Here is a 19,098-nt window from a genome sequence, read left to right as displayed (position 1 = left end):
CCGGCATGCCGTCTCAAGTCGCGCCGCGGTGCGGGGCCGGACGGCCTAGCCTTCCCCGTTCGCCTCCGCTTCCCCGGATCCGGCCCCGGACCCGGACGGGGAGGCCGGGGCCAGGCCCGCCGGCGGGGCGGTGGAGGGGCCGGGCGGGGTGGTGGGACCGCTCGGGGTGCTGCGGTCGGTGAGGGCGGGCGGCTTCGACGCCGGCGCCGAGGGGGCGGACGTGTCCCCCGGGCCGCCCGACGGGCTCCCGGACGGGGTGGTCGCCGTGGCGGTGTCCTCAGGCGTTCCGGTGCCCGGGGTGCGCGGGGTGCCGGTCACGGGCGGTGAGGTGGCGCCGGAGGGCGGCGGGGAGGTGGCCGGCGAGGGCGTGCCGGCCGGCGGGGTGGGGGTCGGCGGCGGCGGTACGGGACGGTCCGGCTTCGGGGCCGCGCCCCGGTCGCGCTCGTACCAGCGGCCGCTCTCGTGGTCGTAGATCACGATCTTGTGCACCACCGTCTTCGACGGTGCGATCACCACGGCCTCGCCGGGCCGGTACGAGGGCCAGGGCTGTCCGGAGCGCTTCGGGTTCGCCGGCAGCGGCACGGGGGCGCCGAGGGGGTTGCCGCATGCGCAGCGGACCCGCGGTACCCCGCGGTCGTCCACCAGTACGGCCGTTCCCGCCTGGAGGACCGCCTGGTAGGGGACGGCCCTGCCGTCGCGGTAGCCGTGGTTGGTGACCCGGGTGTCCGTGCGCAGCTGTACGGGGGTCAGGGCGCGCAGGTAGCCGGGAACGGCGGAGGGGTCGAGGCCGAGGGCGGAGGCGAAGGCCGCGTTCTTGGCGGGCTCGGCGGACAGCGCCGCGACCTGCCTCGGCACGTCGCAGCTGGCGACGTCCTTCGTGCCGCCGTAGAGGCCGGGAGCGGAGCCGCTGACGCTGCGGGTCGGGGTGGTGCCGGTGCCCGTCGGGGACGGGGTCGGGTTCGGGGCCGGGCTGTACGGGGGCGGGGTGGCCTCCCGCGCGGCCGTGGACTCGGTGAACGGGGCGGGGCCGGTCACCGCGGCCGGCTGGAGGAACACCTCGGCCCCGGCCCGCTGCGTGGAGCCCCCGCCGCCCGGCCGGGTCAGCACCACGACCAGGGCGGCCACGGCGGCCAGCGCCACGGCCGCCGCCGCGATCCGGGGGCCGGACCGCCACCAGGGCCGCGCCCCGCCCGGCGGCTCCCCACCGGGAGGCCCACCGGGAGGCCCACCGGGAGGCCCACCGGGCGGTGCCGGGGGCGGCGGTCCGGGGGGACCCGGCGCCGCCCCTCCGGAGAGCGGTCCGGAAGGGGGCCCGGTGGGGCGCCCGGACGAGGGCCCGGACGATGACGCGTCCGGCGGTGACGGCTGGTGGGGCTGCGGCGGCCGTTCGCCGGAGGGCTGCGTGGTCACGGGCTCTTCTCTCCCGGCGGCGGAATTCCCGAAAGCTCCTGTTGATTCCGGTTCATAGGTGTTCGTACACTCCTACGGACCATTGTGTGTGTGCTCCCGGTGGTGCCCGCAAGCCGGGGGTGCCACGGTGAGCGGGTGATCCGCTCCTCCGTCAGGACCTCCGCGCACGCCTCCCCCGGGGCCTGGCGCGACGCGCTCGTCGCCGCCCTGGCGGGCTTCGCGGTGATGACCGCGGTGGCCGCGGCCGGGCTCGCCTGCGCGGGAGCGGGCGATCTGCCGGGGGGCGCCTTCCCCCGGGTGCTCGCCGCCGTCGTGGTGATGGCCGCGGGCGGCGCGGTCGGGGGCTCCGCCGAGGCGGGCCCGCTGGCCGGGGCGGAGGTGAGCCTGTCGGTGATGCCCCTGTCGGTCAGCCTGGCCGGTGCGCTCACCACGGGCTTCCTCTTCCTGCGTCCGCTGCGGGGCCGGGCGGTGGTCACGCCCCGGGAACTGCTCTTGCGGGCCGCCCGGCTGACCGTCCTGTGGCTGCTCCTGCTCACCCTGTCCGGCCTCCTGGCCCGGCAGGACTTCGGGCTCTCCCCCGGGGACTCACCGCTCGGGGACCTCGGCGAGCTGCTCGGCGGCGCACCGTCGGTGGGCTTCCGGGCCGACCTGCCCGCCACGCTCCTCTTCGGGCTGCTGTGGATCCTGGGCCTGCAGCTGATCACCCTGCTGGTCTCGCGGCGAGCGCCGCTCCCGGCGGCCCTGGTCCGCTTCCACGCGGCGGTGCGCCCGGCCGCCCACGCCACCGCCGTCCTGCTCGTCGCGTACGTCGGGCTGGGCCTGGCCGTCGGCCTGGTGACGGCCGCCACCCGGGGCCACGCCGCCCGGACCCTGGCCGTGCTCCTGCTCGGCCTGCCCAACCTGGCCTGGCCGGCCCTCACCGTGGGCTTCGGCGGTGCGTGGCAGGGCCGGGTGGAGGGGCCGTTCGGCCTGCCGGTGCCGCAGGTGCTGGACCGGGTCCTGCGCGGCTCCGAGGCGTCGACCGTCGACGTGGCCTCGCTCGCGGAGCACGACCCGCGGGCCTGGTGGCTGGTGCCGGTGGCGGCCGTCCTGCTGCTCGGCACCGGGGTGCTGGCCGCCGTACGCTCCCCCGCGCACGTGCGGCCCCACCGGCACGCCCTCCACCTGGCGGTGGCGCTCGCGCTGGCCACCCTGACGGTGTGCCTGCTCGCCCGGGTCGAGGTCCGGTTCGGTCTGTCCCTCCTGGGCATCGGCGACGTGGCCGGCCTCGCGGGCACCGCCGAACTCACCCCGCACCTGTGGCGCACGACGGGACTCGCCCTCCTCTGGGGCGCCGTGGCGGGCTTCCTCGGCGCGCTCCTGTCCCGCCCCGTCCGGCGCCGCCGGGGCGGGCGGGCCCCGGCGGCACCGTGAGGCCGTGACCGCCGGGCCGCCGCGGCCCGGGAGCCCGGTGGGGCTACGCGCGCCCAGTGGGGCTACGCGCGCTCGGAGGGGCCGCGGAACACGGGCAGGGCCCAGTGCGGGGGCGGCGGGCAGGCGGGGGCGGCCACCGGTGGACGGCCGGCCGTGGCGCGGAGGGCCGTGGTGAAGGCCAGGCAGGTTCCCCAGCGGTCCTCGGGGGCCTTCGCGAGGGCCTTGGCGAGTACGGAGTCGACGGCGGGCGGCAGTTCCGGGCGGTGCGAGGACGGCGGGGGCGGCGGATCGTACTGGTGCGCCCAGAGCAGGGCGAGGTCGTCGTCGCGGCGGAACGGCGGGCCCCCGGTCAGCATCTCGTAGACCACGCAGCCCAGCCCGTACACGTCGCAGCGGCCGTCCACCGGCTTCCCGGAGATCTGCTCCGGGGCGACGTAGTCCAGTGTCCCGACGAACTGGCCGACGGTCGTGAACCCGGTCAGCGAGAGGGACTTCTTCGTGAGGCCGAAGTCGGTCAGGTACACGTGCTCGGGGTGTTCGCCGTCCGTGCCCTCGGCGACCAGGACGTTGCCGGGTTTGACGTCCCGGTGGACCAGGTCGTGGGCGTGGGCGGCGTCGAGTGCCGAGGCCAGCTGGCCCGCGATCCGGGCCGCCGCCGCCACGGACAGCGGCCCGGTGCGGTCGAGGAGCGCCCGCAGGTCCTGTCCGGGGACGTACCGCATGGCGATGTACAGCAGCCCGTCCGCCTCACCGGCCTCGAACACCGGCACGATGTGCGGGTGGTCGATGGCCGCCGCCACCCTGGACTCGTGGGCGAAGCGCTGCCGGAAGGTGTCGTTGCGGGCCAGTTCGGGGGCCAGTACCTTCAGCGCCACCGTGCGGTCCAGCCGCAGGTCCCGGGCCCGGTAGACGACGGCCATGCCGCCGCGCCCGATCTCGTCCTCCAGCAGGTAGCCGGCGATCCGCCTGCCGGCGGGTCCGGACGCCCGCCCGGCCCGCGGGTCGGCGGCTCCCATCAGCGCCCGCCCGGTTCGGGCGGGGGCCGGTCCACGACCCTGGTGGGCTCGTGGGCCGGTTCCGCCGCGCCGGTGCCCGGGGCGGGGCCGGACTCCCGCGGCCGCGGGTCCCGGGGCTGCGGCGCGGGAGGGGCGACCGGTCCCGTGACGACCGCGTAGGGGGCCAGGCGGCTCCCGTCCGCGTACGTCCACTGGTCCGCCGCGGCGTCGTAGAGCCACGCGGACTCCCCGTCGATGACGATCCCGGCCCGCAGGCCCCGTACGGCCTCCCGGAACGCGCCGGTGTCCGCCCGGTCCGCGGCGAGTTCGCGGACGGCCCGCCGGTAGCGGTCGAGGGCGTCGGCCGCCCCGGCGAGCAGCGGCCCCGGGTCCTCCGCCGGTACGGTGGGCCGGCCGCCCGTGGGCGGCGGCTGCGGCACGGCCACCAGCAGCCGGCCGTCGACCCAGGCGGACCAGCCGTTGGCGCACAGGACCTCTCCCCACTCCCCGCTCCGGGACAGCAGGCGTACGGGGAGGAAGGCGTCCAGGGCGGTGGTCGGCCGGGTCGCGTCGGGCGCCTCCCAGGCGGGCAGCCCGTCGGGCGGGACCACGTGCGTGGGCCGGAACACGGCGCCGGGGGCGTCCGGGGCGGTCATCGGCCGGCCCTACTTCCGCATGATCGCGGGCTCGTGCCGCCGCAGCAGCCGCGCGACCAGTACGCAGAACAGGACGGACAGGGCCACCAGCATGCCCATGTTGAGGAGCCAGACCCCGGCGGAGTGCGCGAAGAGGGGGTCGTCGGTGAGCGGGCCGGGCACGATCCGGGCGAGGTCGATGGTGCCGGCCATCGCGCCGAGCGCCCAGCGGGAGGGGACGAACCAGGCGAGCTGCTCGATCACCGGCACCCCGTCGAGCTGGAGCAGCGCCCCGCAGAAGACCACCTGGACGATGGCGAGGAGGACCAGCAGCGGCATGGTGACCTCCTCCTTGTTCACCAGGGCGGACACGAGCAGGCCGAGCGTCATCGCGGTGAAGGACAGCAGGGCGACGGCGAGGGTGATCTCGACGAGCGGCGGCAGGAACACCCCGGTGGCGCCCGGCGGTCCGAGCCGCACGCCGAAGAGGCCCACGAGGGTCAGGACGACGGCCTGGGCCACGGTGATCGTGCCCAGCACCACCACCTTGGACATCAGATAGGCGGACCGGGACAGTCCGACGGCGCGTTCCCGCTGGTAGATGACCCGTTCCTTGACCAGCTCCCGGACGGCGTTGGCGGCTCCGGTCAGGACGCCGCCGACGCACAGGATGAGCAGGGCGTTGATCGCCGTCTCCTGGGTGAGGGCGCTGCCGGCCAGGGCGCGGGCCATGGCGCCCATCACGAACGGCAGGGCGATCATGATGGCGAGGAAGGTGCGGTCGGCGCCGAGCGCGGCGGCGTAGCGGCGGACCAGGGTGGAGAGCTGGGATCCCCAGCTCTGCGCCTTGGGCGGCGCGGGGGCGAAGCCCGCCGGGCCCTGGCCGGACTGCCCGTCCGGGGCTCCGCGGGGACCACGGGGTCTGTGGGCTGCCCCGGCCCCGTAGGCGCGGTACTGCGGGGAGGCGGCGTACTGGCCGGCCCAGTCGCGGTCCCGCTCGTTCTCGAAGGCCTCGAAGGCCTCGGGCCACTGGTCGAAGCCGAAGAAGCCGAGGGTCTCGCCGGGCGGCCCGTACCAGGCGACACGGCCGCCGGGGGCGAGCACCAGCAGCCGGTCGCACACGTCCAGGCTGAGCACGCTGTGGGTGACGACGATGACGGTGCGGCCGTCGTCTGCGAGGCCGCGCAGCATGTGCATGACGGACCGGTCCATGCCGGGGTCGAGGCCGGAGGTGGGTTCGTCGAGGAAGAGCAGGGACGGCTTGGTCAGCAGTTCCAGGGCGACGGAGACCCGTTTGCGCTGGCCGCCCGAGAGGCTGTGGATGGGCTGGTCCGCGCGCTGTCCGAGGCCGAGTTCGCCGATCACCTCGTCCACGCGGGCCTGGCGTTCGGTCTTGGCGGTGTCCTGCGGGAAGCGCAGTTCGGCGGCGTAGGTGAGGGCGCGGCGGACGGTGAGCTGGGCGTGCAGGATGTCGTCCTGGGGGACGAGTCCGATGCGGCTGCGCAGTTCGGCGTAGTCGCGGTAGAGGTCGCGGCCGTCGTAGAGGACGGTGCCGTGGTCGGCTGGGCGCAGTCCGGTCAGGGCGCCGAGCAGGGTGGACTTGCCGGCGCCGCTGGGTCCGACGACGGCGAGCAGGCATTTTCCGCCGACGGGGAAGGAGACGTCGTCGAGGAGGGTCTTGCGGCCGTGGTCGACGGCGACGGCGAGGTCCTGCACGTCGAGGGAGACCTCGCCGCTGTCGACGTACTCCTGGAGCTGGTCGCCGACGAGGCAGAAGGCCGAGTGGCCGATGCCGACGATGTCCCCCTCGGCGATCCGGGCCCGTTCGACGGGGGTGCCGTTGAGGTAGGTGCCGTTGTGGCTGCCGAGGTCGGCGATCTCGTAGGTGCCGTCGGCGAGGGCGCGCAGTTCGGCGTGCCGGCGGGAGACGACGAGGTCGTCGACGACGAGGTCGTTGGCGGGGTCGCGGCCGATGCGCAGGGCGGTACGGGCGGCCAGCGGGCGGACGGTGGTGGGCCGGCGGAAGGTGCCGGTGCGCTCCGGGTGGGCTACGGGGGCGACGGACGGGACGGCCGCGGGCGGGGGCGGGGGCGGGGCCGGGGGCGTGCGGATGGAGAGGACGGCGCGCGGGCCGTCCTGGGCGCTGCCGAAGCGCAACTCGCTGCCGGGGCCGACGCTCCATTCGCGGATGCGGTGGCCGTCGGCCCAGGTGCCGTTGGTGCTGTCCTCGTCACGGACGGTCCAGTGGTCCCCGTCGGGGCACAGGACCGCGTGGTGCCAGGAGACGCGGGCGTCGTCGAGGCAGATCTCGCAGAGGGGGTCCCGGCCGACGTGATAGGTCCGGGACGGGCTCATCTCGGTCGAGCCCCCGGCGGTCTCCAGGACGAGTTCGGGCGCGGTGTCCGCTCCGGAGCGCTGGGCCATGCACAGATCCTCCCACGATCGACCGGTCCCGGCGCGGGCAGCATCACCGCAGGTCAGAGGGGTCTTATGGAGAATGACAACGGTCCCCGTTGCAGCCTTTGCCGATCCCGCCGAGGTGCGCTTCACTTCACGCGTCGGAACCGAACGAACGAGGGACGCCATGACCGGGCACGACCACGCGCACGACCACGACCGGGGGCCCGACCACGGCCACGGCCACGCCGGGCACAGTCACGGGGTCGACCCGGACGCGGACCGCCGCTGGCTGGCGATCGCGCTCGCGCTGATCGGCGGCTTCATGGCCGTCGAGGTGGTCGTCGGCGTGATGGCCCAGTCCCTGGCCCTGATCTCGGACGCGGCGCACATGCTGACCGACGCCGTCTCGATCGTCCTCGCGCTGATCGCGATGCGGCTGGCGGCGCGCCCGGCGCGCGGCGGTTTCACGTTCGGCCTCAAGCGGGCCGAGATCCTCTCCGCCCAGGCCAACGGGCTGACCCTGCTGCTGCTGGCGGCCTGGCTGGCGTACGAGGCGGTGCGGCGGCTGATCGACCCGCCGCAGGTGGAGGGCGGTCTGGTGCTGGTGACGGCGCTGGCCGGCATCGTCGTCAACGTGGCGGCGGCCTGGTGCATCTCGCGGGCGAACCGGTCCTCGCTGGCCGTGGAGGGCGCCTACCAGCACGTCCTGAACGACCTGTACGCCTTCATCGGGACGGCCGTGGCCGGCCTGATCGTGCTCACGACCGGTTTCGTGCAGGCGGACGCGATCGCCACGCTCGTGGTGGTGGTGCTGATGGTGAAGGCGGGTTACGGGCTGGTGCGCGAGTCGGGGCGGATCTTCCTGGAGGCGGCCCCGGCGCACCTGGACCCGGACGCGGTCGGCGACCGTCTCGTCGGACACCCGCCGGTGACGGAGGTCCACGACCTGCACATCTGGACGATCACCTCGGGGCAGGCCGCGCTGTCCGCGCACGTACTGGTGGAACCGGAGGGCGACTGCCACGCGGTGCGCCGGGAGCTGGAGCGGCTGCTGGAGAAGGAGTACGGGATCACTCACACCACGCTCCAGGTGGACCACGTCCAGGAGGCGCTGCTGTCGGTCGGCCGGGCGGGCGGGGAGCCGGGCGGCCGTGACCCGCACTGCGCGGACGCGCACGGCCCGGTGCACCGGGAGGGCCCGCACGCGCACTGAAGGCCGGCCGGCGGGGCATACATGAAGCCATGACGGAGCCGAAGAGGCACAAGCGCAGCGCCGGCCTGCTGTTGTTCCGCCGCACCGGCGGCGGGGGCGTGGAGGTCCTGCTCGGCCACATGGGCGGTCCCCTGTGGGCGGGGCGGGACGCCGGCGGCTGGGCGATCCCCAAGGGCGAGTACGGGCCGGACGAGGCGCCCCGGGACGCGGCCCGCCGGGAGTTCACGGAGGAGCTCGGGCTGGCGCCGCCGGAGGGCGACTACCTGCCGCTCGGCGAGGTACGGCTGACCAGCGGGAAGCTGGTGACCATCTGGGCGGTCGAGGCGGACCTCGATCCGGCGCTGACGGTGCCCGGGACGTTCACGATGGAGTGGCCTCCGCACTCCGGGCGGGAGCAGGAGTTCCCGGAGCTGGACCGGGTGGCCTGGTTCGCCCCGCCGATGGCGCGAAACAAGCTGATGATGCCTCAACTCCCTTTCCTGGAGCGCCTGTTGGTGCTACTGGAGGGTTGACTCGACCTTTACTTGCCAACAAACCCCACCTGCGTGGACATTGCACATATGACGAGCGTCGTGCTGGTGGGAACCCTGGACACCAAGGGTGTCGAGTACGGCTGGCTGCGCGAGAGGCTGCTGCGCGCCGGCGTCGAGGTGGTCCTGGTCGACACGGGGATCATGGGAGAGCCCCGGGGGGACGCGGACGTGCCGCGCGAAGCGGTGGCCCGCGCGGCGGGCACGGAACTGTCCGACCTGCGGGCCGCCGCCGACCGGGGCTCGGCCGTGGCCACGATGGCCCGGGGCGCCGAGGCGGCCCTCCTGCGCCTGCACGCCGAGGGGCGGCTGCACGGGGTGCTCGCGATCGGGGGCAGCGGGGGCACCTCGATCGCGACGCGCGCCATGCGGGCGCTGCCGCTCGGCGTGCCGAAGGTGATGGTCTCCTCGATGGCGTCCGGGGACGTGGCCCCGTACGTCGGGTCCGCGGACATCACGATGATGTACAGCGTCGTGGACATCGCCGGGATCAACAGCATCTCGGCGCCGGTGCTGGCGAACGCCGTGGAAGCGGTCGCCGGGATGTCCAGGGCGTTCCAGCGCGCCTCCATGGAGCTGCGCCGCCCGGCCCGGCTGGGGGCGGGTGCCCGGCCGCTGGTCGCGGCGAGCATGGCGGGGGTGACGACGACCGGTGTGGACGCGGCCCGGGAACGGCTGACCGAACTCGGCTACGAGGTACTGGTCTTCCACTCCAGCGGTACGGGCGGGCGGACCCTGGAGACCCTGGCCGGGCAGGGGATCTTCGCCGGGGTGCTGGACCTGACCCTCAGCGAGCTCGCCGACGACCTGTGCGGCGGCATCCTCACGGCGGGACCCGACCGGCTCAGCGCGGCCGGGCGGGCGGGGATCCCGCAGGTGGTGAGCCTGGGCGCGCTGGACATGGTGAAGTTCGGGCCGCTGGAGACCCTGCCCGAACGGGCCCGCTACCGCAGGATCCGTGTCCACAACCCCTCGATCACGGTGATCCGTACGACCGAGTCCGAATGCGCGGAGCTGGGCCGCCGGGTCGCGGCGAAACTGCGGGCGTCGACGGGGCCGACGGCGGTCTGCCTGCCCCTGCGCGGACTGTCCACGCTCGGCGCGCCGGGCGGCCCGTACCACGACCCCCGTGCGGACGGGGCCCTGTTCTCGACGCTGCGCGACGGCCTGCGCGGGAGCGCGGCCCGCCTCTACGACTACGACACCCACATCAACGACCCGGCCTTCGGACGGGCCGCCGCCGACCGGCTGCACACCATGATCGGCGCGGTCTCGGCCGCCGCCTGATCCCCGCCGGGTGTCCGCGTCCCGGACACCCGGCGGGGTTGGGAACCGGCCGTGGCGGAAACCGTGTCCTGGAGGGTGCCGGTCGGGGGACGACCGGCCGGCCCCCTCGGAGGCCGGTGACGCCACGGACGGGGGCGGACGATGGACAACGGCTGGACGGTGCCCGGCTACAGCGAGGTCCGCGAGCTCGGTGCGGGCGCCAGCGGCCGGGTGGTGCTCGCGGTGCACGCGGCCACCGGCACGGCGGTCGCGGTGAAGTACCTGTCGGAGCGGCTGCGCCGGGACCCGGCCTTCGTCCGGGAGTTCCGGGCGGAGGCACGGCTGCTCGGCGGTCTCGGCTCCCCCTACGTGGTGGGCCTCTACGAGTACGTGGAGGCGCCGGACGGCGCCGCGATCGTGATGGAGCTGGTCGACGGGATCTCCCTGCGGGCGGTCCTGAGGGAGTCCGGGCGGGCGGAGCCGGAGGCGGCCCTGGTCGTGCTGAAGGGCTCCCTCCTGGGGCTGGCCGCGGCCCACCGGGCGGGTGTCGTCCACCGGGACTACAAGCCGGAGAACGTGCTGGTCGCTCCGGACGGCTCCTCGAAACTGGTCGACTTCGGGATCGCGACGGGCCGCGGCACCACCCCGGGCGTGGCCGGCACCCCCGCCTACATGGCGCCCGAACAGTGGCAGGGCGAACCCGCCTCGCCGACCGCCGACGTGTACGCGGCCACCGCGACCTTCTTCGAGTTCCTGACCGGGCGCAAGCCGTACGACGGCACCAACCTCGCGGAGCTCGCCGTCCAGCACATCGAGGCGCCGGTGCCGGAGACGGAGGCCCCGGAACCGGTGCGCCCGCTGATCCGGCGCGGCCTGGCCAAACGGCCGGACCGGCGGCCGGAGAACGCCGAGGCCTTCGTCGCGGAGCTGGAGGAGCTGGCGCTCACCGCGTACGGGCCGGGCTGGGAGGAGCGCGGGCAGCGCAAGCTCGCCGCGCTGGCCGCCCTGCTGCCGCTGCTGTTCCCCTCGGCGGGCGCCGCCGCGGCGGGCACCACCGCCGTGGCCACGACCTCGATCGGGCAGGGCGCCGGCTGGGCCCCGGGGCGCGCCGGCTGGTTCGCGGCCGGGCTGGCCCTGGTCCTGGGGGCCGCGCTGGTGCTGACCACCGACGCCGTGGGCGCCGGCCCGTCCGGGGCGTCCGCGCTGAGCGCCCTCGCCACCACGAGCCCGGCCCCGCCGGGGTCCGCGCCGCCCGCCCCGGGTCCGTCCGCGTCCCCGTCGGGCTCCGTCTCCGCCTCCCCCGGCGCCTCCCCGGGCCCGTCGGCCCAGCCGAGCCCTTCGTGGTCCCCGACGCCGACGGCCTCCCCCTCGGCGAGCCCGAGCCCCACGCCGACCCCGACGGGGAAGCCAACCGTGTCCTGGTCCCCGACGCCCACGCCCACGCCCACGCCGACCCCCACCCTGCGGGTGACCGCCGTGGACGTCTCCCTCAAGACCGGTGTCTACCGGGGCGACGCCGCCGTCTCCGTGTCCGCCGCGGGGAGGGGGGCCGTCAAGGTGGTCCTGCAGTGGTACCTGGGCTCCGCCCAGGGGGCCTACACGGTGCCCGACGGCACCGACACCTTCTTCGTCAAGGCCGGCTCCCCGGCCCAGGTCGTCCGCTCCCACACCTTCCCGCGCGGGTACGGCTGCTACGGCGGCGTCCGCGTCACCACCGAGCCGGCCGCCGGGAGCGGTCCGGCGTACGACTCGAAGCCGCTGGTGCGCTGCCAGGACCAGGAGCCCCCACGATGAGCGATCCCCGCGCCCCGCAGGGCGACGACGACTACAGCGCCACCGTCCTCGGCAGCCACTGGTTCACCGGGCCGCCGTCGCCCGAGGACGCGGCCCCCGACCGGGTCGAGGGTTCCGTGCTGCGCTTCGGGCCGGGTGTGACGGCGGCGATGCCGGCGCCGTTCCCGCTGCGGCCCGCGGCGCCCGCGCCGGTCCGGCGCCGGGGCGGGGGCTGGCGGCGGTACGCCCTCGCCGCCGTGGTGCTCGCGCTGGTGCTGGCGTATCTGGGCTGGCAGCGGTTCGGGCCCGGTGTCGCCGTCCGGGACGTGGCGGTCACCACCGACCCGGCGGGTCCCGGCTGCGACCGGGCCGCCGATGTGGTGGCCGTCGTACACACCGACGGGCGGCCCGGGACCCTCACCTACCGCTGGGTCCGCAGCGACGGCACGCGCTCGGAGGAGCTGACGGAGCGGGTGCCGCGCGGGCGCGAGGAGGCCACGCTGCACCTGCTGTGGACCTTCCGGGGCACCGGGCGTTACGCGGCGCGGGCGGAACTCCAGCTGGTCTCGCCCGTCGAGCGCTCCGCCGCGGTGGACTTCACGTACAGCTGCCGCCCGTAGCGGACGGCCGGACGGCGCCGGGCCGGAACGCCGGGACGTGGGGGCGCCGGGGGGCGCGCCGGAACGGGTGGCCGGGTGGGGAGCGGCGCGGGAGCCGTCCTTCCGGCCGGGTCTGACCTGGCCGTCCGGCCGAAGCCGGGGACGGGGGCCCGCTGGTTGACTCAAGGGGTGGGCGAGGACGTACAGGACGCCCTCGGGCACCCCTGCGTGCCGCGCTCCAGCCGGCGAACACCCCAACCGGAACGCGGCCGTCCCGCACGGATGCCCAGTCCGCGCGGGAGGCCCGCAGCCGCTTTGGGGAGGGGCTGCGGGCCGTTTCGCGTACCGGACGCGGTGTCGGTCGCCCCGGTATCGCCGACCGGTGTCACGGATGGCCGTCCCCCGCCGCAACCGGGGGACGGAGTTCAGGAGCGGGCGTGGGCGGCGATGTCCGCCTGGAACTCGCCCGTCATCGCCGGGGTGACCGTCGGACGGCACTGCGCTATCGCCGCCAGGTAGTCCGCCGTCGTCGCCCCGGGCGGGGCGGCCCCCAGCCCCCGCGCCACCGCCGCCTCCAGGTCCCGTTCGAAGGACACCTGCGCCGCGGTCCGGGCCGCGTGCTCGATGTCGGCGGGGGTGAACAGCTCGCTCGCCTCCACCAGCGCCGCCACGTCCACGCCCGCGCGGCCCGCCGTGTACCGCGACCAGATCGCGGCGCGCGCCCCGGCGTCGGGGGTGCCGATCGGGATCAGGTAGTCGAAGCGGCCCGGCCGCAGGAAGGCCGGGTCGAGGGAGCGGATGGAGTTGGTGGCGCAGACCAACAGCCGCTCGTCGCCCTCCCGGAAGCCGGGTATCAGCTTGAGCAGTTCGTTGGTCACCCCGTGGATCCCGCCGGGCTGCGCGGGCTCGGTGCGCACGGGGGCGATCTCCTCGACCTCGTCGATGAAGACGAGCACCCGCTCCAGCTCGGCGATCCGGGCGAAGGCGTCGCGCAGCGCGGCCGACAGGTTGCCCTCGTCGGCGAGGCGCGAGGGCAGCAGTTCCACGAAGGGCCAGCCCAGGCGGGAGGCGATGGCGCGGGCGAAGGTGGTCTTCCCGGTGCCGGGCGGCCCGAAGAGGGTGATGGCCCGCGGGGCCCGCACCCCGTGCGAGGCGGCCCGTTCCGGCTCGGCGAGCGGCAGCACCACGCGCCGCTCGATGAGGTCCTTCTCCTTCTCCATGCCGGCGACCCGGTCCCACAGGTCGCTCTGGAGGAACCGGCCGCCGAGGTCGTCGAGGAGGCCGGCGGCCGGTCCGTGCAGCGGCTCGGTCTTCTCGAAGTAGGCGACCGCGGGCTGGCGGGTGTAGCCCGCGTTCAGCAGGCCCTCGCCGAGCAGGTCCTCCTCGGGCAGGACGTAGGCGATCCGGCCGACGCGGGCGGCGATCAGCCGCCGCTCCAGCTCGACCAGCAGGGCGCTGGCCAGGCCCCGGCCGCGCCAGCCGGCGGCGATCGCGATGCGCATCACCCAGGCGCGCTCCCCGGTCACGCAGGCGAGGGCCGCGCCGATCGGGACGCCCTGGTGGACGGCGACCACGCAGGGCTGCCGGTCGGTGAGCGCGCCGATGCACTCGGCGAGGGAGAAGACGGACTCCTGGCCGAGCTCCGCCGTGGTGTCGATCAGGTGGACCACCGCTGCGAGATCGCTCTCGCGGTAGTCGTGGATGAGCCAGTTCACCGGGTACCGCCCCTCGTTCGTGCTCCTGCGGCGAGGCTAGGGGCGGGCGGCCCCGGCGATCACGCTCCGAGGTGCACAACAGCCGGTCCGGAAACCCACCGCGGCGTCCATAGACTCCGCGGCGGCCGGATCCCGCGGCGCTCCCCCGCCGGGATTCACAGCGGATTCATACGGAGCACCGGGCTCCGGACACAGTTTCCCCGGGGAGGCTCGGTGCATGATCCAACGCATCCTCCTCCGACAGGCCGGCCGTCCCCGCGCCCGGCGGGCGTCCCGGATCCTGCTCGCGGTGACCGCGATGGCCGCCCTGCTGAGCGTGGACATGCCGAACGCTGCGGCCGTTCCCCCGCTCGGCGTGACCGCCACGGCCCTGCCCGACGCGACGGTGGCCCGGGTGGGCGCACTGTTCGCGGGCGCCCTCGACGGCGGGCACTTCTGCACCGCCGCCGTGGTGCACAGCGCCGACCGCGACGTGATCGCCACCGCCGCGCACTGCCTCGACCACCCGGACACCACCGTGTTCGCCCCGGGCTACCGGGACGGGAAGGCCCCGTACGGGGTGTGGCGGCTGACCGGTGTGAACGTGGCCGGGGACTGGACCGACGGCAAGGACCCCGACGACGACATCGCCTTCGCGACCGTCGCGCCGTTGGACGGGGCGCGGATCGAGGACGTCGTCGGCGGGTTCCCGGTCGTCACGGAGCAGCCCGACGACGTCACGGTGACGATCCTCGGATATCCCAGCACGCTGGACGCCCCGCTGCGCTGCTCCAACGCCACGAGCCTGTTCTCCGAGACCCAGCGGCGCATCGACTGCCCCGATCTGAGCGGCGGCACCAGCGGCAGCCCCTGGCTGGTGGACGGCGCGCTGGCCGGGGTCCTGGGCGGCTACGAGGGGGGCGGTACGGTCCCGGAGGTCTCCTACAGCGCGGTGATGGGCGACCAGGCCCTGGAGCTCTACCGCGAGGCGGCCGTCTCGGCGGGCTGAGCCGCTACCGCTCCGCGGGGCCCGCGGGCGCCTCGAACCAGGTGGGCTCCTCGCGCCGTGCGCGCCGTACGCGGTCCAGCGCGAAGGGCTCCAGCGGCGGCAGCTCCTCCGGGTCGCACCAGGCGACCTCCAGCAGCTCCCCGTCGGCGGCGCGGGCCTCGCCGCCGGTCGCGCGGCAGCGGAAGGTGATGTCCTGGAACTGGCAGACGTCGCCGTTCGGGTAGGTGACCGGTTCGAGCATCTGGACGAGCACGACCCGTTCCGGCACGCACCGCACGGCCGTCTCCTCGAACACCTCGCGCACCGCCGTGTCGGCGGGCTGCTCCCCCGGCTCGGCGATCCCGCCGATGACGGACCAGCGGCCGGTGTCGGCGCGGCGGCCGAGCAGCACCCGGCCCCGGTCGTCGAAGACGACGGCGGTCACCCCGGGCAGCAGGAGCAGCAGCTGCCCGGCGCCCGCCCGGATCGCGCGGATGAATTCGGGAGTGGTCATGCCCCGACCTTACGAGGCCGCTCGCCGGTCACCGTCGTCATGCGGCCCGGCGGGCGCGAACGCGGCGGAAGAGGACCGTCCCCAGGCCGGCCGCGGCGACCAGGACCAGCGCGTACTCCGGCAGCGGGCCCATCCGGGTGGCCGGGGTCTGCGTGGAACGCAGCGGGATCTCGGCCACGAGCGCGTCGGCGGTGAACATCTTCGTCTGCGACACGATCGAGCCGTCGGGGCGGATGACGGCGCTGACCCCGCTGGTGACGGGGACGAGGACGCTGCGGCTGTGCTCGACCGCGCGGATCCGGTCCATGGCGAGCTGCTGGTAGGTCATCTCGGTCCGGCCGAAGGTGGCGTTGTTGCTGGGGACGGCGATGACCTGGGCGCCGGCCGTGACGGTGGAGCGGACGGCGTCGTCGAAGGCGGCCTCGTAGCAGGTGACCATGCCGATCCCGCTGCCCCCCATGCCGAAGACCCCGGGCTCCTTGCCGGGGCCGAAGTCGCGGCGGACGCGGTCCACGTCGGAGCTGAAGAGCCGGACGAAGGAGCGCATCGGGATCCGCTCGCCGAAGGGCTGGATCTTGCGCTTGTCGTAGGTGGCGGTGGGGCCCTTGACCGGGTCCCACAGGATCATCGTGTTGCGCAGCGGGCCGGTTTCGGGGGCCAGTACGGAGCCGATCGCGACGGGCACGCCGATGGCCTTCACCGCCCGGTCGATCACGGAGTAGGCGTCGGGCTGTGTGAAGGGGTCGATGTCGGAGGAGTTCTCCGGCCACACCACGAAGTCGGGCTTGGCGACCCGGCCCGCCTTGACGTCCTCGGCGAGCTGGAGGGTGCGGTTCGCGTGGTTGTCCAGGACCTGGCGGCGCTGGGCGTTGAAGTCGAACCCGGCTCGGGGCACGTTGCCCTGGATGACGGCGGCCACGGCGGTGCCGTCCTCGGCGGCGTCGGAGACCAGCGGGCGGGCGGCGAGGGCCGCGCCGATCGGGGCGACGACGGCGACCGCGGCGAGCGCGGCGGTGGTCCGGCCCGGATGGCGGCGGGCGATGCGGGCCACCTCGTAGAGCCCGAATCCGCACAGCGCCACGCCGAAGGAGAGCAGCGGGGTGCCGCCGACGGCGGCGAGCGGGGTGAAGACCCCCTCGGCCTGGCCGAAGGCGAGCCGGCCCCAGGAGAAGCCACCGAAGGGGGCACGGGCGCGCAGGGCCTCGTCCGCGACCCAGACGGCCGCCGCCCACAGGGGCCAGCCGGGGAGCTTGCCGACGAGGGCGATGCCGAGGCCGGCCAGGCCGATCAGCAGGGCTTCGAGGGTGACGAGGGCCAGCCAGGGCACGGGGCCGACCCCCTCGCCGGTCCACACGAGCAGCGGCAGCAGGTAGCCGAGCCCGAAGAGGAAGCCGAGCCCGAAGCCCGCCCGGGCGCGGCGGCCGCGCAGGCAGCCGGCCAGCAGGGCGAGGGCGAAGGGGGCCAGCCACCACAGGGGGCGGGGCGGGAAGCTGAGGTAGAGCAGCACTCCGGCGACGGCGGCGAGGGCGGCCCGCAGCAGCCAGCCCGCCTTCCGCTTCCCCGGGCCGGCGGCGGCCGCGGCCTCGGCTGCGGCCGTGGCTCCGGCCGTGGTCTCGGTACCCGCTTCGGCTCGTCCGGCGGGCTGCGAGGGCCCGCTCCCGGCGGCGCTGGTGACACTGCTGCTCATCTGGCGGAGTGTACGTCCCCGTGTCCCAAGGGCCGGTAAGGAGACACCGCACACCGGACACCGGGCGCGGTGCGGCAGGGCGGACGGGTGGCGGAACGGGCGCGGTCGCCGTCGGCCTAGCGGGCGAGCGCGCGCAGGTGCGTGCGGATGACGCGGACGGCGTTCTCGGCGTCATCGACGGTGACCGTGAAGAGCTTGCCGTCGCCGAGCACGAGCTCGACGCCCTCGCCGCGCCGGACGATGATCGCGGTGCCCTTGTCCGGTCGCCAGCGGTAGCCCCAGCCTCCCCACTGCTGCGGGGTGATGCTGGGCAGGAACTCGGCGGCGACGACGTCGCAGAGCCGGATCGTGCGGCGCGGCAGTCCCATGTGGCCGCAGCGCACGTCGAGGCGTTCGGAGTCGACGGTGACGGCCACGTGCACGAACGCGAGGGTGCCGTAGAGGATCAGCAGCCCGGCCGCGAGGCAGCCGATCACCGACATGAGCAGCGGCACCATGCCGGAGGTCCAGGCGTTGTCGACGGCGAGCTCGATGCCGAGCGCGAGACACGCCGCGCCGGCCGCGGCGAGCAGCCACTGGACGCGGTTGGAGGCCCGTCCCGTCCACAGCGGACCCGGGGGGTGAACCGTCATGTCCAGCAGCGTACCCACGTTCCGCCGGAGCACCACCGGCCCTGCGCCACTCGGCGCAGCGGGCGGGGTCCCCTCTGTGCCCGGTACCGCGCCTGTGGTGGGGTGGTGGGATGGATCAGGACCGAGGGCGGGGGCTACGGGGCGCGCGGGCGGAACGGCCGGACTGGCTGGAGCGGCCGGACTGGCTGGACCGGGCCGTGGGGGCCGTGCTCGGTTCGGCGGCGGGCGACGCGCTCGGCGCTCCGTACGAATTCGGCCCGGCGGGCGCGCTGAGCGCGCGGGGCGAGGAGATGCGTGGCGGCGGCGGCTGGGATCCGGGCGAGGCGACGGACGACACCCAGATGGCGGTGCTGGTCGGCGAATCGCTCCTCGAACACGACGGTCTGGAACCCGCCGACGTCTTCGCGCGGTTCCGGCACTGGGCGGCCTGGGAACCCAAGGACATCGGCCTCCAGACCGAGGACGTGCTGAGCAGCGGCGACCCCTGGGACCTGGCCGCCGCCCGGCACTTCCGGGTCAACGCGCGGGCGGCGGGCAACGGTTCCCTGATGCGGGCCTCGACCTCGGCCGTCTGGTTCGCCGCGGCCGGGCGCGAGGCCACCATGGACGCCGCCCGGCGGATCGCGGCCCTCACCCACGGCGACCGGGCCGCCTGGGAGGGCACCGCCGTTCTGCACGAGCTCGTACGGGTGGCCCTGGACGGGGCCGATCCGCTCGCCGCCCTGCCCGCGGTGCTGGACGCCGTGCACCCGGAGCACCGCGAGCGGTACGCCCGCGTGCTCGGCCCCGGCTGGTATCCGGACCTGGCCACCGAGTTCAACGGGGCGGTGTGGCCCTGCCTGGGGTCGGCGGTGTGGGCACTGCGCACGACCAGCGGGTTCGCGCCGGCCGTACGGGCCGCCGTGGACCTGGGCGGGGACACCGACACGGTCGCCGCGGTGACCGGGGCGCTGGCCGGGGCGGTCTACGGGGCCCGCGCGGTTCCCCGGGAGTGGACGGACCCCCTCCACGTGCCGCTGCCCGGGGCGGGGCCGGACCGGGGGCAGCACGGCAGCGGCCGGGTGCCGGACCGTGTCCTGGACGCCGAAGCCCTGCGTGCCCTGGCCCGGCGACTCGCGGACGCGGGGCCCGGGGACCGGAGGCCCGTGACCGGACCGGGGCGGTGACTGGGCCGAGATGGTGACTGGGCCGAGGTGGTGACTGGGCCGACGTGGTGACTGGGCCGTGACCGGACCGCGGCCGTGACCGGACCGGAGCGGTGACCGGCCCAGGACCGCCAGGGCGGTGGCCGGACCGGGACCCGGGACCGGACCGGGGTGGCCTGACGGGGTGCCGGATCCGGCCGTCCG

16 protein-coding genes are annotated in these 19,098 nt (G+C 75.6%); 8 read left to right on the top strand and 8 right to left on the bottom strand.

Features of this window, described 5'->3' with window-relative positions:
* Positions 1-45: 45 nt before the first annotated feature.
* Positions 46-1,410 (bottom strand): DUF6777 domain-containing protein, encoded by a 1,365-nt coding sequence (locus ACZ5D2_RS14430; protein ID WP_468929252.1) that lies wholly within the window; start codon positions 1,408-1,410, stop codon positions 46-48.
* Positions 1,411-1,545: 135 nt separating this feature from the next.
* On the opposite strand from ACZ5D2_RS14430, the gene ACZ5D2_RS14425 reads away from it, so the two are divergent.
* Entirely contained in the window at positions 1,546-2,823 is a 1,278-nt protein-coding gene (locus tag ACZ5D2_RS14425) for a streptophobe family protein (protein ID WP_371680071.1), read from the top strand.
* Between the two features lie 62 nt (positions 2,824-2,885).
* Here ACZ5D2_RS14425 and ACZ5D2_RS14420 read toward each other — a convergent pair whose 3' ends face one another.
* The 3 genes from ACZ5D2_RS14420 to ACZ5D2_RS14410 are packed head-to-tail and all read right to left on the bottom strand — an operon-like array spanning position 2,886 to position 6,877.
* Positions 2,886-3,839 carry a serine/threonine-protein kinase gene (locus ACZ5D2_RS14420; protein WP_371680070.1) on the bottom strand — a complete coding sequence of 318 codons (954 nt, stop codon included), beginning with the start codon at positions 3,837-3,839 and terminating at the stop codon, positions 2,886-2,888.
* The gene (locus ACZ5D2_RS14415) at positions 3,839-4,474 is read right to left on the bottom strand and encodes a hypothetical protein (RefSeq protein WP_371680069.1); all 636 of its coding nucleotides are present in this window, start codon (positions 4,472-4,474) and stop codon (positions 3,839-3,841) included. Before ACZ5D2_RS14415 ends, ACZ5D2_RS14420 begins: the two co-directional genes overlap by 1 nt.
* 9 nt (positions 4,475-4,483) lie before the next feature.
* The gene (locus ACZ5D2_RS14410) at positions 4,484-6,877 is read right to left on the bottom strand and encodes an FHA domain-containing protein (protein ID WP_468929248.1); all 2,394 of its coding nucleotides are present in this window, start codon (positions 6,875-6,877) and stop codon (positions 4,484-4,486) included.
* Positions 6,878-7,037: 160 nt separating this feature from the next.
* On the opposite strand from ACZ5D2_RS14410, the gene ACZ5D2_RS14405 reads away from it, so the two are divergent.
* From ACZ5D2_RS14405 to ACZ5D2_RS14385, 5 genes are all read left to right on the top strand, one after another.
* Positions 7,038-8,066 carry a cation diffusion facilitator family transporter gene (locus ACZ5D2_RS14405; protein WP_371680066.1) on the top strand — a complete coding sequence of 343 codons (1,029 nt, stop codon included), beginning with the start codon at positions 7,038-7,040 and terminating at the stop codon, positions 8,064-8,066.
* A 29-nt stretch (positions 8,067-8,095) separates the two neighbouring features.
* A complete protein-coding gene (locus tag ACZ5D2_RS14400) occupies positions 8,096-8,578 on the top strand; it encodes an NUDIX hydrolase (protein WP_371680065.1) in 483 nt (160 codons plus the stop codon).
* 48 nt (positions 8,579-8,626) lie between these two features.
* Complete coding sequence (locus tag ACZ5D2_RS14395; protein ID WP_371680063.1) at positions 8,627-9,883, top strand: Tm-1-like ATP-binding domain-containing protein; 1,257 nt, start codon at positions 8,627-8,629, stop codon at positions 9,881-9,883.
* 141 nt (positions 9,884-10,024) lie between these two features.
* On the top strand, positions 10,025-11,656 hold the full coding sequence (locus tag ACZ5D2_RS14390) for a serine/threonine-protein kinase (protein WP_371680061.1): 1,632 nt from the start codon (positions 10,025-10,027) through the stop codon (positions 11,654-11,656).
* Positions 11,653-12,255 carry a hypothetical protein gene (locus ACZ5D2_RS14385; RefSeq protein ID WP_371680060.1) on the top strand — a complete coding sequence of 201 codons (603 nt, stop codon included), beginning with the start codon at positions 11,653-11,655 and terminating at the stop codon, positions 12,253-12,255. The genes ACZ5D2_RS14390 and ACZ5D2_RS14385 overlap by 4 nt, the downstream gene beginning before the upstream one ends.
* 404 nt (positions 12,256-12,659) lie before the next feature.
* On the opposite strand, the gene ACZ5D2_RS14380 is transcribed toward ACZ5D2_RS14385, so the two are convergent.
* Positions 12,660-13,949, bottom strand: a complete 1,290-nt coding sequence (locus ACZ5D2_RS14380; protein ID WP_371680059.1) for an ATP-binding protein — start codon at positions 13,947-13,949, stop codon at positions 12,660-12,662.
* A 217-nt stretch (positions 13,950-14,166) separates the two neighbouring features.
* On the opposite strand from ACZ5D2_RS14380, the gene ACZ5D2_RS14375 reads away from it, so the two are divergent.
* Entirely contained in the window at positions 14,167-14,937 is a 771-nt protein-coding gene (locus tag ACZ5D2_RS14375; RefSeq protein WP_371680058.1) for a trypsin-like serine peptidase, read from the top strand.
* 4 nt (positions 14,938-14,941) lie between these two features.
* On the opposite strand, the gene ACZ5D2_RS14370 is transcribed toward ACZ5D2_RS14375, so the two are convergent.
* The 3 genes from ACZ5D2_RS14370 to ACZ5D2_RS14360 all read right to left on the bottom strand — a co-directional run bounded on the left by ACZ5D2_RS14370 (position 14,942) and on the right by ACZ5D2_RS14360 (position 17,749).
* Positions 14,942-15,430, bottom strand: a complete 489-nt coding sequence (locus ACZ5D2_RS14370) for an NUDIX hydrolase (protein ID WP_371680056.1) — start codon at positions 15,428-15,430, stop codon at positions 14,942-14,944.
* A 37-nt stretch (positions 15,431-15,467) separates the two neighbouring features.
* A complete protein-coding gene (gene lnt, locus ACZ5D2_RS14365; protein WP_371680055.1) occupies positions 15,468-17,117 on the bottom strand; it encodes an apolipoprotein N-acyltransferase in 1,650 nt (549 codons plus the stop codon).
* Between the two features lie 116 nt (positions 17,118-17,233).
* Positions 17,234-17,749: a hypothetical protein gene (locus ACZ5D2_RS14360; RefSeq protein ID WP_371680054.1), complete on the bottom strand. Its 516-nt coding sequence runs from the start codon at positions 17,747-17,749 to the stop codon at positions 17,234-17,236.
* Positions 17,750-17,859: 110 nt separating this feature from the next.
* Here ACZ5D2_RS14360 and ACZ5D2_RS14355 point away from each other — a divergent pair, with 110 nt between their 5' ends.
* Positions 17,860-18,915 carry an ADP-ribosylglycohydrolase family protein gene (locus ACZ5D2_RS14355; protein ID WP_468929239.1) on the top strand — a complete coding sequence of 352 codons (1,056 nt, stop codon included), beginning with the start codon at positions 17,860-17,862 and terminating at the stop codon, positions 18,913-18,915.
* The last annotated feature ends 183 nt before the right edge of the window (positions 18,916-19,098 follow it).

It is taken from the genome of Streptomyces sp. NPDC031479, from assembly GCF_055581065.1.
Note: the sequence above shows the minus strand (reverse complement) of the source record. Positions and strands in the feature narration are given on the sequence as shown.

Bases quoted from the DNA above. Each gene is read 5' to 3' on its own strand.
- ACZ5D2_RS14420 (WP_371680070.1), bottom strand. From the start codon at position 3,839: ATGGGAGCCGCCGACCCGCGGGCCGGGCGGGCGTCCGGACCCGCCGGC.
- ACZ5D2_RS14415 (WP_371680069.1), bottom strand. From the start codon at position 4,474: ATGACCGCCCCGGACGCCCCCGGCGCCGTGTTCCGGCCCACGCACGTG.
- ACZ5D2_RS14410 (WP_468929248.1), bottom strand. From the start codon at position 6,877: ATGGCCCAGCGCTCCGGAGCGGACACCGCGCCCGAACTCGTCCTGGAG.
- ACZ5D2_RS14405 (WP_371680066.1), top strand. From the start codon at position 7,038: ATGACCGGGCACGACCACGCGCACGACCACGACCGGGGGCCCGACCAC.
- ACZ5D2_RS14400 (WP_371680065.1), top strand. From the start codon at position 8,096: ATGACGGAGCCGAAGAGGCACAAGCGCAGCGCCGGCCTGCTGTTGTTC.
- ACZ5D2_RS14395 (WP_371680063.1), top strand. From the start codon at position 8,627: ATGACGAGCGTCGTGCTGGTGGGAACCCTGGACACCAAGGGTGTCGAG.
- ACZ5D2_RS14390 (WP_371680061.1), top strand. From the start codon at position 10,025: ATGGACAACGGCTGGACGGTGCCCGGCTACAGCGAGGTCCGCGAGCTC.
- ACZ5D2_RS14385 (WP_371680060.1), top strand. From the start codon at position 11,653: ATGAGCGATCCCCGCGCCCCGCAGGGCGACGACGACTACAGCGCCACC.
- ACZ5D2_RS14375 (WP_371680058.1), top strand. From the start codon at position 14,167: ATGATCCAACGCATCCTCCTCCGACAGGCCGGCCGTCCCCGCGCCCGG.
- ACZ5D2_RS14370 (WP_371680056.1), bottom strand. From the start codon at position 15,430: ATGACCACTCCCGAATTCATCCGCGCGATCCGGGCGGGCGCCGGGCAG.
- lnt (WP_371680055.1), bottom strand. From the start codon at position 17,117: ATGAGCAGCAGTGTCACCAGCGCCGCCGGGAGCGGGCCCTCGCAGCCC.
- ACZ5D2_RS14360 (WP_371680054.1), bottom strand. From the start codon at position 17,749: ATGACGGTTCACCCCCCGGGTCCGCTGTGGACGGGACGGGCCTCCAAC.
- ACZ5D2_RS14355 (WP_468929239.1), top strand. From the start codon at position 17,860: ATGGATCAGGACCGAGGGCGGGGGCTACGGGGCGCGCGGGCGGAACGG.